Consider the following 16,824-nt stretch of genomic DNA (forward strand, 5'->3'; position numbering starts at 1 on the left):
CCGCCATTCCCGGTCGGCTAGGCGCCCGATCGCCTGCCTGTGTCGGCGGCGGATGAGCGCGAGCCGCCGTAACGGGCATAGAGGGTCGGCAACACGAACAGCGTCAGCAGCGTTGCCGACACGAGCCCGCCAATCACCACCGTTGCGAGTGGCTTTTGCACCTCTGCCCCGGCCCCGGTCGCCAGCGCCATGGGCACGAAACCCAGCGAGGCGACCAGCGCGGTCATGACGACCGGCCGCAACCGCGCCAGCGCACCGACCCTGGCGGCTTCGGCGTGCGCGGCGCCTTCCGCTATCATCTGCTGAATAGACGTGACCATCACCAGCCCGTTGAGTACGGCAATCCCTGACAAGGCAATAAACCCGACAGCGGCCGAGATGGAAAAGGGCATCCCCCGCAGCAACAGCGCCAACATTCCGCCGACAAGGGCCAGCGGCACGCCGGTAAAGACGATCGCTGCGTCGCGTACGCTGCGAAGCGCGCCATAAAGAAGCAGCAGTATCACCGCGAAACAGACCGGTATCACGAGCGCCAGCCTCGCACGGGCAGAGGCCAGATTCTCGAACTGCCCGCCCCATTCGACATATTCGCCCGCCGGCAGGCGCAGTTGATCGCGAACTGCCGCGCGTGCCTCCTCGACCACGCCGGCCACGTCGCGGCCACGCACATTGGCCTGGACGACGATGCGCCGCTTTCCATTCTCGCGGCTTATCTGATTGGGGCCGTCGACGACCGCCAGCACCGCAATGCTCTCCAGCGGGACGAAACCTCCACCCGGCGTCGGCACCGGAAGCTGCGCCAGCGCCTGAAAGTCCGAGCGCGCCGCTTCCGCCAATCGGATCGTCACGGAAAAGCGCCGATCTCCCTCGAATATGACACCGGCATCCCGTCCACCGACCGCCGCCGCTACCGTGTCCTGCAAGCTAGCCGCCGTCACGCCCAGCCGGGCCATCGCGTCGCGCTTCGGGCGGATATCCAGCATCGGCAGCCCTTCGGTCTGCTCCACTCGGACATCGACCGCTCCCGGCGTCGCGCGCAGGATCGCCGCGATCCGGATCGCCGTCGCCGCCATCGCGTCGGTATCGTCACCGAACAACTTGACCGCGATATCGCCGCGCACCCCCGCGATCAGCTCGTTAAAGCGCATCTGGATCGGCTGACTGATCTCGAACGCATTGCCGGGAAGCCCTTCCAGCGTCTTTTCGACCCTGGCGGTCAATTCGGCCTTGGACAGGGCCGGATCGGGCCAATCCTTGCGGTCCTTCATGATGATGAACGTGTCGGAGATGTTGGGCGGCATCGGATCGGACGCGAGTTCGGCCGTCCCGGTCTTCGAAAAAACGAACTTCACCTCCGGCATCGCGGATAGCGCGCGCTCGACGCGAAGCTGCATCGCCTGGCTCTGATCGACCGACGTACCCGGCACACGCAGCAGCTGGGCCGTAAGGTCGCCTTCGTCGAGCTGGGGCAGAAACTCCTGCCCCAAGGCGGCATAGGCACCGACCGCCACCAGCAAGGCGGCGCCACCAGCCAGCATTGTCGCCCGCGGCCGAACCATCGCCCGGTCGAGGCGGGGCGCATAAGCCCGCCCCAGCCAGGCCATGATGCACCCTTCCTTCTCCTCGACGCGTCCCGACAGCAGACAGGCGAGCATGGCGGGCACAAAGGTCAGCGACAGCACGAACGCGCCAAGCAGGGCCAGAACGACCGTCAGCGCCATCGGCGTGAACGTCTTTCCTTCCACGCCGCTCAGCGTCAGCAACGGAACATAGACCAGGATGATGATCGCTTGCCCGTAAACCGACGGACGGATCATCTCGCGCGCCGCCCCGGCCACAACCGTCAGCCGTTCGTCGCGGTTCAAAATACGCCCCAATGCATGTTGACGCTCGCCGATCCGTCGCAGCGCATTTTCGACGATGATTACGGCACCGTCGACGATCAACCCGAAATCCAGGGCCCCCAGACTCATCAGATTGGCCGAAACCCCGCCTTTCAACATGCCGAAACTGGTGAGCAACATGGTGATCGGAATGACAAGCGCAGCGATCAGCGCCGCGCGAATATTTCCCAGCAAAAGGAAAAGGATGACGACGACCAGCAACGCTCCCTCGGTCAGATTCTTTGCGACCGTCCGGATCGTCGCGTTGACGAGGCCGGTGCGATCCAGAACCGGCTGGATGACGATGTCGGTCGGAAGCGAAGCGTTGATCTCGTCGAGCCGCAAGGCAACCGCGCTCGCGACATCGCGGCTGTTCTCGCCGATCCGCATGATCGCCGTTCCGACGACGACCTCACGCCCGTTTTCGGAGGCGGATCCCATGCGGATCGCTTGCCCTGTCTTTACCGTTGCCACCTGTCCCAGCGTGATGGGCGTGCCATTGCGGGTCGCCACAACGCTTGCGCTCAGTTCCGCGGTTCCGCCAATGCGCGCGTCGGATCGGACCGACAGCCCCTCGCCGTTCCGATCGATCACGCCGGCGCCGATCGCCCGATTATTCGCTTCCAGCGCGGCCGCCAGATCGGAAAGGCTGAGGCCCAGCGACGCAAGCCGCTGCACATCGGGAACCACCTGATATTGTTTTACATATCCGCCGATCGTGTCGACCCCGGCCAGGCCCGGCACGGTCTTCAGCAGCGGCGTGACGATCCAGTCCTGCGTCGTACGCAAATAGGTCGCCTTGTCAGCATCGTCGACAAGTCTATCGCCGTCCGGCGTGATATAGCTGCCATCGGGCTGCATCCCCGGTTCGCCGGGCTTGTGACGATCGTCGGGGCGATGCTCCATATGGACCGTCCACATGAAAACCTCGCCCAGTCCGGTGGCGATGGGCCCCATTTCCGGGTTTACGCCTTCGGGCAACGCTTCTTCGGCAGCACGCAGGCGTTCCGCAACCTGTTGCCGCGCGAAGTAAATATCGGTCGCGTCGGTGAAAATCGCCGTAATCTGTGCAAAGCCATTGCGGCTGAGCGACCGCGTGCTTTCGAGCCCCGGAACGCCGGCCAAAGCCGTTTCGATGGGGAAGGCGACCTGTCGCTCCACTTGCTCCGGCGACAGTGCCGGCGCGCGAGCATTGATCTGGACCTGATTGTTGGTGATGTCGGGGACAGCATCGATCGGCAGGCGCGCCAGCGCCCATGCGCCGATGATCGCCGCGATCGACGTGACAAGCAGCACGAGCCAGCGCCGTGCCACCGCGAAATCAACGATGGAAGCGATCATGTCAGTGCCCCCCATGCTCGGCTTCGCCCTTGCCGAGCTCCGCCTTCAGAGTGAAACTGCCCTCGCCTGCTATCGCTTCGGTGCCCGTCAGACCGGTGACGGTCGCAACCCCGCCGCCGCGCGAAATCACCGTGACCGGCACCATGCGAAACCCTTCGTCGGTGCGGACAAAGACGATACTCTGTCCCTCGATCGTCTGGATCGCGCTTTCGGCAACACCGAAGGCGCCATCGGCTTTCCCACTCGACAAGGCGACGGTCACCGCCTCACCCGGGCGCCACGATCCACCGCGATTGTCGAGCAATGCGACTGCAGGAACCAGCCCGGTGGAAGCGTCCAGAACCGGTGAAACAAAGCTCAGTCGCGCGGTCGCACGGCGGTCGCCCGCGCGCACCTCCACCGACATTCCGGCACGTATCTTTCCTGCATTTTCGGCCGACAGCGCCAGATTGATGGCTACTTTCCGCAAATCGGCGACCCGAAACAGTTCGGCATCCGGAGCCACGGTCTGCCCCAGCACCACGTTGCGCGCCGTCACCTGCCCCCCGATCGGCGCGACAACACCTATGCGGTTCAGCGCGCCGCCGGAGACGCCCGCCGCGGCGAGTTGCTGCTGCGTCAGGCGAAGCGCGATATTCGCCTCGGCCATCGTCGTGCGTGCGGCGATCAGATCGCGTTCGGGCGACACCTTCTGTTCGAACAGCCGCTCTTCGCGCGCCAGCTCCGAACGCGCGAGCGCGGCGCGCGCCTTGGCGGCCTCGGCCTCGGCGCGCAGTCCCGCCGCATCGCGACTCTCGATAACCGCCAAAACCGCACCGCGCCCGACAGGCTGTCCCAGATTATAGTTGAGCGCGACGATCCGGCCGCCGATCGCCGCCGAAACGGCCTGCGTCGCTTGCGGATCGCTTTCGATCGTGGCGGGAAGCGTCAACAAGCCGTCGACGCCCGCCTGTGGTCGGATGATGCCGATGCCGGCAGCCGCAATCTGCTGCGGCGTCAGATGGACAGTGCCTTCTTCATCGCCATGCGACTGAGTCGCCTTTGCTTCGGGACGTTCGCTCGCAGCCTCGCCGCAAGCGGCAAGGCCAAGCACGAGGGCGAGCGGAAGCACCGCCCGGTACAGACAATTGTTCATTGGATGTATCCTCCGTCACCGTTCAGGCGCGTGGTCAGCCGTTCGAGCAGGGCGGCGGCATCATGAAATTTTACGCGGGCATCGATCCCCGCGCCGCGCGCTTCCAGAAGCGTGCGTTCGGCATCGAGCAACACCATCTGGTCGAACTTGCCCTCGGCATAGCCGACGCGAGCGATCCGGGCCGCCTCGGTCGCTGCCGCCAGTGCCGGGGCGGCGGCCAGAACCGCCATCCGGGCACGATCGCGATCGGCCTCCGCTTCCGCGATCGCACGTTCGGCCTCGAACCGCGCTGCGCGCCACAGGGCCTGGGCGCGGTCGCGTTCCATCCGCGCTGCCGTCATCGTCGCCTTGCCGCCATTGAATATGGGAAGCGGGATCGACAGGCCGATCACCATCGCCTGATCGTTCGTCGCCTCCAAACGCCGCGTTCCGGCGGTCAGGCTGATGTCGGGCACGCGTTCGCTCCGCGCGAGCCGCAACGCCGCTTCGGCAAGCGCGGTATCCGCCGCAGCGGCTTCGAGGGCCAACGATCCCGTCACATCGACGGGCACCACCGGCCCCTGATGCGCCTCTGGCATTCGATCGAACCAGGCGATGTCCAATCGTCCCGGCGCGGCGTCCCCGACATATTGCCGAAGCATATCCCGCGCCGCCTGCACCGTGCGCCGCGCCGAGGCGGCATCTGACTCGGCGCGCAGTTTTTCCAGCATGGCACGCTGTTCGTCGATCGGCGAATTGGCACCGACCAGCACGCGGTCGCGGGCGACGCGAAGGCTTTCCTCCGTCACGGCAAGCTGGGATTCGGCAATCGCAGCGCGGTGATCGGCGGCAATCGCGCCGATATAAGCGCGCGCTACCTCCAGCCTCAGATCGGCACGCGCAACGGCCGCATCGACCGAGGCACGGCGCGTCCTTGCATCGGCACTTGCGATACGCGCCGCGCGCTTGCCGCCGCGCTCGACCGGAAAGGCAACGGCTACCGTGGTTTCGCTCTCGTCGAAACCTCGATAGGGGCCCGTCCCGAACATATTTTCGGTATCGATGGTGATTGACGGATTGGGACGCAGCGCCGCCACGCGCCGCCACGCCTCAGCCGCCCAGACTCCGGTTTCGGCTGCTTCGTTTGCGGGTGATCGGCGTGCGGCAACCGCCAGCGCCTCCTCCAGCGTCAGCAGGTCGCCCGTCGCCACGGGCGACGCGCTTTGCGCCTGCGCCGCAACGGCACAGAGCGGTGCGGCCAGAACGGCCGCCAACAATATTTTCATGATCAATTATCCTGAACAAGCCAAGTCAAGCCACTCGCTGGTCAGCGGCGGCGCGGCACGTTCAGGCGATCGGCGGTCGCAAATTGGGGTCCGCCGTCGATTGCGGACAAAAATGATCGGGACGCGCAAAGGCCATCGTCCCTGCAAAGATGTCAAAAGCGCCGTCCGCCGACCGAAAGGCGTCGGCCTGATGATGGCCGTGGCAGCCACCATGAACATGCAGTCCCTGCGCATCGCCGTCACCGCCGGTGTCGGCATCGCGGTCATCGACATGGGCGCCCGAAAGCTCCTGCACGCACAGCGAAGCCGTTTCGCCCGCATGCGCGACCGCCCCCAACCCGATTGAAAGGGTCGTCAGCAGACAGACAAGGGCGCGGATCAACGATCGCATGATCGGCGCCATAATCGATCGACGACGCCCTGTCATCACCGGAACATCGCAGACGCTTCGGTTAACGCCCGGCGAACATGTTCCGACTTTTGACTGGCAAGGCGCGCGGCATCGGCTATGCCTTTGCCCATGCGTTTGGCGACGATCACCAACTGGGCCTATGGCGCGACCGTTGTGCTGACTATCGTGTCGAGCGCCACCATGCTGCTGACCTCCAACGCGCAGGAGCGCGAACGCGAAGCCGTCGAACAGCGCTATCAACTGGACAAGGCGACCTCGGAACTCGGCACCGACATTTATGCGATGAGCGATCATGCCCGCCAATATCTGAACACCGGCGATGCCACCTATCTCGTCACCTATCGCAGCGATGCAGCGGCGCTGAAATCAGTCGAGGATCGCATTCGCCATATCGGCGATGCCGGCGCTACGCCAGGCGAGCTCGATACACTTGCCAAGGCGGTTCGCCTCGCGGATCTTTTGCACGACGAGCAGCGCGCGGCGATCGAGGCTCATGAACAAGGCGACGAAGCCCGCGCACGGCAAATTTTGTTCGGCGGCGAATATGAACGCCAGCTCGAACGCGCCGAACTTCAGGTTCAGCGTTTTCAGGACCAGCTCGACGCCAGGGTCGGCGCTCAGGTCGCCGACGCGACAAAACTTGCGACGACGTGGAAGCGCGTGTCCGAAATCGTTCTCGGCCTGACCGCGCTGCTGGTTCTGTTCGTTCTCTATTTCGTGTTCAAACAGCGCGTGCTGCGCCCGGTGGTAAAGCTCAGCGATGTCGTCAATCGGCTGGCGGTTCAGGATTTCGCCGTGGAACCGCCCAATGCCTCGCACATCGACGAAATTGGCGACATGGCGCAGGCCATCCGTATCTTTCGCGAAAATGGTCTCGAGCGACAAAGGTTGGAGGCCGAACGCGACAACGACCGGCAGATGCGCGACCTCTTGTCACGCATGACGCAGCGCATGCAGGGCTGCGACACGCTCGACGACCTCAAGGAAGTGGTGCGGCGTTTTCTGCCCCAGATCATGCCCGACCTTCGCGGGCGTCTTTACTTGGTCGACAAATCGCGAAACATGGTGGCGGTCGCTTGCAGTTGGCAGGAACCCCTCCACTCGCGCGAGGAGTTTTCAGTGCTTTCCTGTTGGGCGTTGCGGCGGGGGCTTCCTCACCGTCCGGGCGGAGATGCTGTCGATGTCCCCTGCGACCATCTCGACTGGGCCCAGGATACGCCGGTCGATACGCTTTGCCTGCCGCTCATGGCACAGCGCGAAACGCTCGGCCTGCTCTATTTCGAGGCGAAGTCCGCCGACGCCGCCATTCTGGCGGGACAGGAAATCTATCTCGACATGTTGGCCGAAAATATCGCGCTCGCGGTCGCCAACCTGCAATTGCGCGACACATTGCGCGAAATGGCGATGGCCGATCCGTTGACCGGGCTCGCCAATCGCCGTCAATTGACCCAGCTTCTCGAAGCTCAGCTGACGCAGGCTGAACGTCACGGCCATCCCCTCGGCTGCCTGATGATCGACGTCGATCATTTCAAGCGCTTCAACGATGTGTTCGGCCACGATGCCGGAGACGCCGTGTTACGGGCGGTCGGCGGGGTGCTCGGCAGTATCACGCGAGAGACCGGGCTGGCCTTTCGCTACGGCGGCGAGGAATTCATGATCCTTCTCCCCCAGCTGACGGTCGCCCAGGCTCAGGATCGCGCAGAGGAAATCCGAAAGCGCATCGCGGCGCTGCACATCACCCACGACAGCGGGCCGCTGGATTCGGTAACGGTTTCGATCGGCGTGGCGGTCGCGCCCGCACTTTGCCCCTTCGACCGGCTCGTCCGAACCGCCGATGCAGCGCTGCTGCGCGCCAAGGAACTCGGGCGCGACCGAGTCGAGATCGCGCAGCAACGCGATCCGCAGCCCGCCTCCTGATCGGCGGCGCATAGCTCCCACTCGGCGCCGCTTCCCCATCGGCGCCAACCTCAGACCCAGGGTCTTGCCAGCTCGCGACCATCACACGCTTAGCCGCGCCTCCACGCCGCGCGCATCCTCCGTTGACGCCCGCCCGTCCGCCTCAATTGCGAACGATTCGGAATTAGCGCTTTACCTAAACCTATATTGAGGTTCTATTTGACGCGCTCCTGATTCGAAGGGAGCCGATTTTGCACATGATTACAAAAGAGACCGCGCCAAAGCCGGTCCTGACATGGCGCCAGGCCGCGACCGCCGTGGGCCTGATTGTCTTGCTCTTCCTCCTCCTTTTCCTGTGGCGCGGATGGCGCAACGCTGCGCCGGCTCAGGCTGCCCCGCCCCCGACACCGGTAGCCGCCATGGTCGTCCAGCCCCGCGACGTCCCGGCGGAACTCGAAGCAATCGGATCGCTCCGCGCGGTCCAGGAAGTGATGCTGGCCCCGGAAGTCGCCGGGCGCGTAACCGCCATCCGTTTCCAGCCGGGTGCCCGGGTCGGTGCGGGCACCGCCTTGGTCCAGCTCTATGACGGCCCCGAACGCGCCGACCGTGCCGCCGCGGTCGCCCGCACCGATCTGGCTCGATTTCAGCTCGAGCGGACGCGCGAGCTTGTGCCGACCGGCGCTGAATCCCGCGAGGTCCTCGATCAACGGCGCGCCGAACATGCGCAGGCCATCGCCGCCGTGCGTCAACTCGATGCCCGCATCGCTCAGAAACGCGTTGTCGCGCCCTTCTCCGGCGAAATCGGGGTCCGCAAGGTCAATCTCGGTCAATATCTCAATCCCGGCGACCCGGTCGCGTCCTTGACCGCGCTCGACCGTCTCTACGCCGATTTCACGGTGCCGCAGCAACAGCTTTCGCATCTTCGCGTCGGCGGCTCGGTCCGGTTGCAATCGGACGCCTGGCCGGGGCGCAGCTTTTCCGCCCGCGTGACCACCATAGAGCCGCGGATCGGCGAAGACAGCCGCAATGTCATGATTCAGGCACTGCTGCCCAATCCCGGCCGACTGCTTCGTCCCGGAATGCATGTGTCCGTCGCGCTCGAACTGCCGGCCCAGTCGGGCGCGCTGCTCGTGCCCGTCACCGCCATTCAGACGTCTGCATCGGGCGACAGCGTAACCGTGGTTCGCGGCCCCAGGGCCCGAACCGAGGGCAAGGCCGACATCGTCGCCGTGACGACCGGCCGCCGGATCGGCGACAGCATCATCGTGACCAAGGGGCTGAAGGCCGGCGATGTCGTCGTGACCGAAGGCCAGATCCGCGTCCAGCCGGGCGCCGCCGTTCGCGTGTCGCGCCCCGCATCCGCGAAGAAGGAATGACATTCTCGTGAGCTTCACCGACCTGTTCATCCGGCGGCCCATTCTGGCCGTCGTCGTCAGCCTGCTGATCCTTCTCATCGGCGGCGCATCGCTGTTCATGCTCCAGGTTCGGGAATATCCGAACATGGAAAGCGCCACGATCGTCGTCAGCACCTCCTATCCCGGCGCCACGCAGGACGTGATGCAGGGCTTCGTCACGACCCCGATCGCGCAAGCGATCGCGACGGCCAACGGCATCGAATATCTGACCTCGACTTCGTCGCAGGGACGCAGCGAGGTGAAGGCCAAGCTGGTTCTGAACGCCGACGCCGACCGTTCGATGACCGAAGTGCTGGCAAAGGTTCAGCAGGTCCAATATCGCCTTCCCTCCGGCGCCAACGATCCTGTCATCACGAAGATCACCGACGGCGCATCCGCGGTCCAATATGTCGCCTTTCGCAGCGAAACACTGTCGATCCCGCAGATCACCGACTTTGCGACCCGCGTCGCCCAGCCGCTGATCACCGCGGTCCCCGGCGTCGCTTCGGCCGACATCAGCGGGGGCCAGACGCTGGCGATGCGGGTCTGGCTCGATCCGGACAAACTCGCCGCGCGCGGCCTGTCGGCCGGTGAAGTGGCCGGGGCGATGCGCGCGAACAATGTCCAGGCGGCTCCCGGCCAATTGAAAGGCACATCGACCGCGATCAACATCACCGCCGCCACCGACCTCACCAACCTTGACGATTTTCGCTCGATGGTCATCAAAAGCGGCACGGACGGGCTGGTCAGGCTCGGCGATGTCGCGACGATAGAGATCGGCGGTCAACATTATGACGCCAGCGCCACCAGCATGGGTGGTCCGGCGATCTTCATCGCCATTTCGCCGACGCCCGACGGCAATCCGCTGGAAATCGTTCGCACGGTAAAGGAACTGATCCCCGACATTCAGCGCGTCGCGCCCGCCGGACTGACCGTGGTCAGCCAGTTCGACGTCGCGCATTTCGTCAATGCGTCGATCAACGAGGTGACACGTACGCTGATCGAGGCGGTCATCATCGTGATCATCGTCATCTTCCTGTTTCTGGGATCGATGCGCGCCGTGATCATCCCGGTCGTGACCATTCCCCTGTCGCTGGTCGGAACCGCAGCCCTGATGCTGGCCTTCGGCTTTTCGCTCAATCTGCTGACGCTGCTTGCCATGGTGCTCGCAATCGGATTGGTCGTCGACGACGCGATCGTCGTCGTGGAGAATATCCACCGCCACATAGAGGACGGCATGGCGCCCGTGCGTGCGGCCTTGAACGGTGCTCGCGAGATTGTCGGGCCCGTGATTGCGATGACCATCACGCTCGCCGCCGTTTACACCCCGATCGGCCTGATGGGCGGGTTGACCGGTGCCCTGTTCCGTGAGTTTGCCTTTACGCTCGCAGGAGCGGTCATCGTGTCCGGCGTTGTGGCGCTGACCCTTTCGCCGATGATGAGCAGTTTCCTGCTTCGCGACAACATGGACGCCGGACGGCTCGCCCGCCGGATCGAGCGAATGATGGACAGGCTGGGGCGCGGCTATGAACAGATGCTCGCCCGTACGCTCGCGGCTCGCGGCGCCGTGCTGATGGTCGGCCTCGCCGTATTGCTGGGCATTGTCGTGCTGTTTTCAGGGGCGCGCCGCGAACTCGCTCCACCCGAAGACATGGGTTATATCTTTGTCCAGACCAAGGCGCCTCAATATGCGAACGTCGACTATACCGCGCGCTACGCTGCCGAGGTACAGCAGATATTCGAACAGATTCCCGAATATTTCGCATCCTGGTTCGATGTCGGCTTCGGCAGCGCCAATTCGGGGTTCGGCGGGATCGCCCTGACCGAATGGGACGAGCGCGAACGCAGCGCCGATGACATCCAGGCCCAGCTCAATGCGGAAGGGTCGGCGATTACCGGCGTTTATGCCACCGCCTTCCAACCCGCACCCTTGCCTGCCGGAAGCGGCGGCTTGCCGGTTCAGATGGTTATCCGGTCGTCCGACGGTTTTCCGGTAATCTATCAAAGCCTTGAAAAGCTGAAGGGCGCGGCTTGGGGCAGCGGTCTGTTCGCCTTCGTCGATGGCGACCTGGCCTTTGACAGCCCCGAGGCCCGTATCATCATCGACCGGGAAAAGGCGGGACAGATGGGGGTGTCGATGGACGCGATTGCCGGAACGCTGGCCACGCTGGTGGGCGAGAATTACGTCAACCGCTTCAACTGGCATGACCGTTCCTATGACGTGATTGCGCAGGTCCCGCGGGACAAGCGGCTTACGCCCCAGAATCTCGGACAATATCATGTAAAGGCGGCATCGGGCACGCTCGTCCCATTGTCGACTGTCGCCAGTGTCGACATGCGTCCGCAGGCAAACCGCCTGCCGCAGTTCAACCAGATGAACGCCGCCACCCTGTCGGCGGTGCTCGCGCCGGGCGTGACGATGGGCGAAGCCGTCGCCTTTCTGGACTCCCAGCCGCTGCCGCCCGGAATGACGGTCGACTGGTTGTCCGACAGCCGGCAATATGTGCACGAGGGCGATCGCCTGACCATTTCGTTCGGCTTTGCCCTGATCGTGATCTTTCTGGTGCTCGCCGCCCAGTTCGAAAGCTTCCGCGATCCGCTGGTCATCCTCGTCACCGTGCCCCTTGCAATCTGTGGAGCGCTGGTGCCGCTCTATCTCGGCTATGCGACGCTCAACATCTATACCCAGATCGGACTTGTGACGCTGATAGGGCTGATATCGAAGCACGGCATCCTGATGGTCTCCTTTGCCAACGAGATGCAGCATAGCGAAGGGTTGAGCCGGATCGAGGCGATACGCCGGGCGGCGGCGGTCCGCATGCGGCCCGTGCTGATGACGACGGCGGCGATGGTCGCGGGCCTGGTGCCCCTGCTGTTCGCCAGTGGCGCGGGTGCGTCCAGCCGCTTTGCCATCGGGATCGTCGTCGTCATGGGCATGTTGATCGGCACCCTTTTCACCCTGTTCGTGCTGCCGACAATCTACAGCTTCGTGGCCCGCGACCATCGTGCCGCCGCTGCCAGCGACCGGGCGCAGCAGATCGCAACGACGGAGATGGTCCATGCATAAGGCCCTGTTTCTTTCTGCCGCCCTTCTGGCGCTGGGCGGCTGTGCCGCCGGGCCCGACTATCGCCCGCCCGCACCGCCGCCGCCGTCCGCGACCGGCGTCTTCCTGTCCACGTCGGATCAGGTCAGCGGCGGCGAGCCACAGGATGATTGGTGGCGCCTTTACGCCGACCCGGCGCTCGACCGCCTCGTGACGCGCGCCCTCACCGCCAACACCGATCTGCGCATCGCCGCCGCGAATCTTGCGCGGGCCGATGCCGTGCTCCGCGAAACGGGTGCCCGCCGCCTGCCCTCGACCGACGTGTCGGGCGGCATCGCCTATGGCGACGGCAATCCCACCGGCAGCGGGGACGGGCGGCAATGGTCCTATGCGTCGGGCCTCGGCCTCGCCTGGGAGGTTGACCTGTCGGGCCGGATCGGTCGCGCGATCGAAGCTGCAGAGGCCGATCGCGATGCCGTCGCCGCCACCCGCGCCAGCGTCGCGGTGACGATCGCATCCGAAACGACGCGCGCCTATATCGACGCCTGCACGCTGGCGGATGCCGGCGCCGTCGCGCGTCAATCGGTGTACATCGCCCAGCGTGGGCACGACATCGTCGCGACGCAGGCCCGCGTCGGCACCGCCACCCGCTTTGACGTCGAACGGGCGGCGACCGCTCTCGCCAACGCGCGCGCACAGCTGCCCCCGATCGAGGGCGCGCGCCAGATCGCATTGTTCGAACTGGCGGCGCTGATGGGGCTTCCCCCGGCCGAAGTCCCGGACGAAGCGCAGCGATGTCTTCGCGCTCCGCACCCTGTCGCCGCGATACCGGTCGGTGACGGCGCCGGTTTGCTCGCCCGGCGACCGGACATTCGGGCGGCCGAACGCCGTCTGGCCGCCGACACGGCACGGATCGGCATCGCGACCGCCGACCTGTATCCCCGCATCAGCCTTGGCGGGTCCGGCGATTTCTTTCGCAATGACGATGTTCGCGGCAGCGATTCCTTCCGTTTTTCCCTGGGGCCTCTCCTGTCGTGGAGTTTTCCGAACGTCGCAGGTGCGCGCGCCCGGATCGCGCAGTCAGAGGCGCAAACCCAGGCATCGCTCGCCGCTTTTGACGGTGCGATCCTCAACGCGCTGAAGGAGGTTGAACAGGCGCTCGCAGCGCTCACCGCCGAAAATGGTCAATATGTGGCACTGGCCGAGGCAGCCCGGCGCGCTCAGGCGGCGCATGATCTGGCCGATCAACGCCATCGGGCCGGCGCGTCTTCCTATCTCGAGCTACTCGACGCCCAGCGCACGCTCGTTGACGCCCGGCGGACGCTTGCGGCTGCCGATCGCACCCTCGGCGGCGCCCGCGTCAACCTGTTCAAGGCGTTGGGCGGTGGTTGGTTGCCTCCGGCGGCGTCCAGGGAACCAGCGCCCTAAGCCTGCGGCGCGCCTGCGACCATCGCGACGCTGGACCGACTGCCGCAGTCCCGAATGGCGGCCGGCCGCAGCGGCCGCGCGACGAGCCGTCCGTCCCCCTCCCTTCCCGGACGGCTCGTCAATCGCGCATCCCTTTTACCTCATCGTCACGGCCGGTCATTTCCCACCGGATCAAGGATATGGGGATCGATCCTGCCGCCCGAAAACGATCGTGAAAGGATTTGATATCGAACGCCTCGCCGTCCTGCATCGCCATGTCCGCAAGCAGCTTTTCCAGTTCCACCTTCCCCATATAATAACCGATGCCATAGCCCGGCTGCCGCAGATAAAGTTCGATATCGAAGCGCGCGACCGCATCGCCCGGCTCCATCCATTTCGGTGTGCGCGCGATCAACGAGGCATTGGCCTGTTCCCAGGTCCATTCGTTCGCCTGCATCCGAATTTCGGGCAACACCCGCGCTGCGCGCTTGGCGCCCAGGATATAATCGATTTCGCGGGTCTTGGGTCGTTCGTCGAGCAGCCCCGCCTGCAGGATCAACTCTTCCAGGTAAAAGGCCCACCCTTCGTTTCGAACGCCGTTGACGAAGAATAGCCTGGGCTGGCCGCGAACCGGACGCGTATCGCGCGCCGCCTGCAACGCATCGAAGGCATGTCCCGGCAGATTGTGGGCGCGCAGCGGGCGCCCGTCGCGAAACTCGGCCTGAAAAAAGAAGTGCAGATGCTGCGGCGGGTCGAACAACCCGGGCTTCGAGGGATCCTTTTCAAAAGGAAACTGATAGGGCCCCTCGTCCGGATCATGCGCGACATAATCCGGAATCGTGACCCAGTCGCCGTCGCGCAGAAAGCGCAGAATATCCTCGTCCTCCGCCTTGCGCTTCGCGTCGAATTCGGCCCGCGTCGCGACTGGCCGGGGCATCGGAATAGCGCGATTGCGATGCTCCTCGATCTTCAGAAAAGCGATCTGTCGCTGATATTCCCGCTCGCCGATCGTTTCGATCTCTTCGGGCGAATAGGGCAGCAACAACACATGGCGAAGATACCAGGCATAATTGTCGCGGCCGACACCGCCATGCGCGGGCAGGCTTGATTCGATATCCTCCAGCCATGACTTGAACCCGGCCGCCGCGGCTTGCGCACGCCGCGCGGACGGCGCCAGTGCGGGCTGAACCTTCTCCGCCTCCGCGGCGAGGTCGCCGAACAGGTTCACTTCGACCGCCTTCTGGGCAATCGCCAGCCGCGCCAGGTCGCCGCGGGCGTCGGTCAAATTCTTCCGTGCCTGTTGCAACGCGGCGGGAACGACATCCAGCCGCGCCTGGAACGCCGCCGCTTCGTCGCCCGCCAACGGCAGTTTCGGAACCGCAAAGGCTCCATGCATCTTTGGCCCGAAGCCAAGGTTGGTCACGCTGTAGAAGGCCGGATCGCGCTTCCACGGTTCGGTCACGCGATGCTGGAACTCCAGCCCCCGCATTTCCGCCAGGACGACCATATAGTCGACCCGCTCGGAAATCGGCCAGTCGCTGTCGTCGATCGCCGCCAGTCGCGCCTGAAAGCTGCGAAGGGCGGCATAATGCGCCGCCACGCTGGCGGGCGAATAGTCGGGAACCCCGTCCACCATCGCCGGGGGCACGAAGGCGCGAAATTCGCGGTACAGATCAACAAGCGCCGCATAGGACGATGGCTGCGCCGCGGACTGCGACGACCTTTCATCCGCCATGATCGCCGGGGCGGCGATGCCATGAACGGACGCGACCAGGAGCGCGGCGGCAAGCCGGAAACGCGAGCGGAAACATGTCGGCATTCCATTCTCCCTCGTAACGATGACAGAGCCGGAGCGGCCCTCCCCTTCGTCAGGATGCGTTGAAAAAGCGGGCTAGCCGCTCCATCGCTTCGATCACGCGCTCTTCGGATTCGGATCCGAAACAGACGCGCAAATGCCCCTCACCGCCGGGGCCATAAAAGCTGCCGGCCTCGACCACCACATGCGCCTCTTGCAGGATCGCCATCGCCAGTTCGCTGGAACTGCGACCGGTACCCGTGATGTCGGGAAAGGCATAGATGGTGCCCTCGGGCTCGGCGCAGGTCACGCCCGGCATCTGGTTGAGCGTGCGAACAACGATATTGCGCTTGCGCCGATCGGCCTCGACCATCGCATGCATTGCATCCTGCGGCCCTTCGACGGCGGCGCGGGCTCCCTCCTGCACGAAGACGTTGACGTGCGTCACATCGGTCATGGCGATACGCAGGATCGCAGGCATCAGGCGGGCATCGGCCGCAAGATAGCCGATCCGCCACCCGTCCATCGAATAGGCCTTGGTAAAGGCAAAACAGGTGATCGTCCGCTCGCGCATGCCCGGCAGGCTGGCGATGCTGACATGCTCGGCACCGCCATAGGTGATATATTCATATACCTCGTCCGACAGCACCAGCAGATCATGCTCGATCGCCAGATCGGCAACCTGTTGCAGTTCGTCGCGGCGATACACCCGCCCGGTCGGATTCGCGGGATTGACGAGCACGATCATCCGCGTGCGGTCGGTGATCCTGGCGGCGATCGCTTCCTTCGAAATAGCGAAATCATTCGCCTTGTCGAGCTCGGCGATCACCACCTTGCCGCCGGCAAGCTCGGTCTTGCCGATATGCTGCGGGTAATAGGGGTCGAGCAGGATGACCTCGTCGCCCGGATCGATCGCCGCCATGAAAGCCGCAAAGGACGCATGGGTCAGCCCGTTCGTCACCAGCACTTCGTCAACGTCATAGTCCAGCTTGTTGAAATTTTTCAACTTTTCGACGAGCGCTTGGCGCAGCGACAGCGTTCCGCGGAAATCGCCATAATGGACGATCCCGGCGTCCAGCGCGGCCTTGCTCGCATCCTTGATATGCTGTGGCGTATCGGCATGCGGGCGCCCGAACTCCAGGTGGATCAGGTCAGCGCCCGCTGCATCGAGCTTCGCGGCCTCCTCATACATGCCAAAGCTCTTTTTCGAACCGTTTGCCAGACGTGCTGCGGGCCACTTCATTTTTCGTCT

Annotated in this window: 10 protein-coding genes; 4 read left to right on the forward strand and 6 right to left on the reverse strand. The window is 64.6% G+C overall.

The genetic code is table 11. The features are described 5' to 3' along the window. Window positions 1–17 precede the first annotated feature (17 nt). From U0S50_RS07330 to U0S50_RS07345, 4 genes are all read right to left on the reverse strand, one after another. Window positions 18–3,224: a CusA/CzcA family heavy metal efflux RND transporter gene (locus tag U0S50_RS07330; protein WP_322308113.1), complete on the reverse strand. Its 3,207-nt coding sequence runs from the start codon at window positions 3,222–3,224 to the stop codon at window positions 18–20. Between the two features lies 1 nt (window position 3,225). Further along, the gene (locus U0S50_RS07335) at window positions 3,226–4,359 is read right to left on the reverse strand and encodes an efflux RND transporter periplasmic adaptor subunit (RefSeq protein WP_322308114.1); all 1,134 of its coding nucleotides are present in this window, start codon (window positions 4,357–4,359) and stop codon (window positions 3,226–3,228) included. Then, window positions 4,356–5,624, reverse strand: coding sequence for a TolC family protein (locus tag U0S50_RS07340; protein WP_322308115.1), 1,269 nt, complete (start codon window positions 5,622–5,624; stop codon window positions 4,356–4,358). Before U0S50_RS07340 ends, U0S50_RS07335 begins: the two co-directional genes overlap by 4 nt. Window positions 5,625–5,685: 61 nt before the next feature. Further along, on the reverse strand, window positions 5,686–6,015 hold the full coding sequence (locus U0S50_RS07345) for a hypothetical protein (RefSeq protein WP_322308116.1): 330 nt from the start codon (window positions 6,013–6,015) through the stop codon (window positions 5,686–5,688). A gap of 129 nt (window positions 6,016–6,144) precedes the next feature. Here U0S50_RS07345 and U0S50_RS07350 point away from each other — a divergent pair, with 129 nt between their 5' ends. The 4 genes from U0S50_RS07350 to U0S50_RS07365 all read left to right on the forward strand — a co-directional run bounded on the left by U0S50_RS07350 (window position 6,145) and on the right by U0S50_RS07365 (window position 13,798). Further along, window positions 6,145–7,953, forward strand: coding sequence for a diguanylate cyclase (locus tag U0S50_RS07350; protein ID WP_322308117.1), 1,809 nt, complete (start codon window positions 6,145–6,147; stop codon window positions 7,951–7,953). Between the two features lie 236 nt (window positions 7,954–8,189). After that, a complete protein-coding gene (locus tag U0S50_RS07355; RefSeq protein ID WP_322308274.1) occupies window positions 8,190–9,308 on the forward strand; it encodes an efflux RND transporter periplasmic adaptor subunit in 1,119 nt (372 codons plus the stop codon). 7 nt (window positions 9,309–9,315) lie between these two features. Continuing rightward, window positions 9,316–12,393 carry an efflux RND transporter permease subunit gene (locus tag U0S50_RS07360; protein WP_322308118.1) on the forward strand — a complete coding sequence of 1,026 codons (3,078 nt, stop codon included), beginning with the start codon at window positions 9,316–9,318 and terminating at the stop codon, window positions 12,391–12,393. After that, entirely contained in the window at window positions 12,386–13,798 is a 1,413-nt protein-coding gene (locus U0S50_RS07365; RefSeq protein WP_322308119.1) for a TolC family protein, read from the forward strand. The genes U0S50_RS07360 and U0S50_RS07365 overlap by 8 nt, the downstream gene beginning before the upstream one ends. A 118-nt stretch (window positions 13,799–13,916) precedes the next feature. Here U0S50_RS07365 and U0S50_RS07370 read toward each other — a convergent pair whose 3' ends face one another. Together U0S50_RS07370 and U0S50_RS07375 are read right to left on the reverse strand one after the other, a co-directional pair. Next, the gene (locus tag U0S50_RS07370; RefSeq protein WP_322308120.1) at window positions 13,917–15,596 is read right to left on the reverse strand and encodes a DUF885 family protein; all 1,680 of its coding nucleotides are present in this window, start codon (window positions 15,594–15,596) and stop codon (window positions 13,917–13,919) included. 49 nt (window positions 15,597–15,645) lie between these two features. Beyond that, window positions 15,646–16,815: a pyridoxal phosphate-dependent aminotransferase gene (locus tag U0S50_RS07375; RefSeq protein WP_322308121.1), complete on the reverse strand. Its 1,170-nt coding sequence runs from the start codon at window positions 16,813–16,815 to the stop codon at window positions 15,646–15,648. Window positions 16,816–16,824 lie beyond the last annotated feature (9 nt).

The sequence above is a fragment of the Sphingopyxis sp. genome (assembly GCF_034380315.1).
In the GTDB taxonomy this organism is placed as follows: Bacteria; Pseudomonadota; Alphaproteobacteria; order Sphingomonadales; family Sphingomonadaceae; genus Sphingopyxis.

Coding starts and splice junctions, on each gene's coding strand:
- U0S50_RS07375 (WP_322308121.1), bottom strand. CDS start 16,815: ATGAAGTGGCCCGCAGCACGTCTGGCAAACGGTTCGAAAAAGAGCTTT.
- U0S50_RS07335 (WP_322308114.1), bottom strand. CDS start 4,359: ATGAACAATTGTCTGTACCGGGCGGTGCTTCCGCTCGCCCTCGTGCTT.
- U0S50_RS07365 (WP_322308119.1), top strand. CDS start 12,386: ATGCATAAGGCCCTGTTTCTTTCTGCCGCCCTTCTGGCGCTGGGCGGC.
- U0S50_RS07350 (WP_322308117.1), top strand. CDS start 6,145: ATGCGTTTGGCGACGATCACCAACTGGGCCTATGGCGCGACCGTTGTG.
- U0S50_RS07370 (WP_322308120.1), bottom strand. CDS start 15,596: ATGCCGACATGTTTCCGCTCGCGTTTCCGGCTTGCCGCCGCGCTCCTG.
- U0S50_RS07345 (WP_322308116.1), bottom strand. CDS start 6,015: ATGCGATCGTTGATCCGCGCCCTTGTCTGTCTGCTGACGACCCTTTCA.
- U0S50_RS07355 (WP_322308274.1), top strand. CDS start 8,190: ATGATTACAAAAGAGACCGCGCCAAAGCCGGTCCTGACATGGCGCCAG.
- U0S50_RS07340 (WP_322308115.1), bottom strand. CDS start 5,624: ATGAAAATATTGTTGGCGGCCGTTCTGGCCGCACCGCTCTGTGCCGTT.
- U0S50_RS07330 (WP_322308113.1), bottom strand. CDS start 3,224: ATGATCGCTTCCATCGTTGATTTCGCGGTGGCACGGCGCTGGCTCGTG.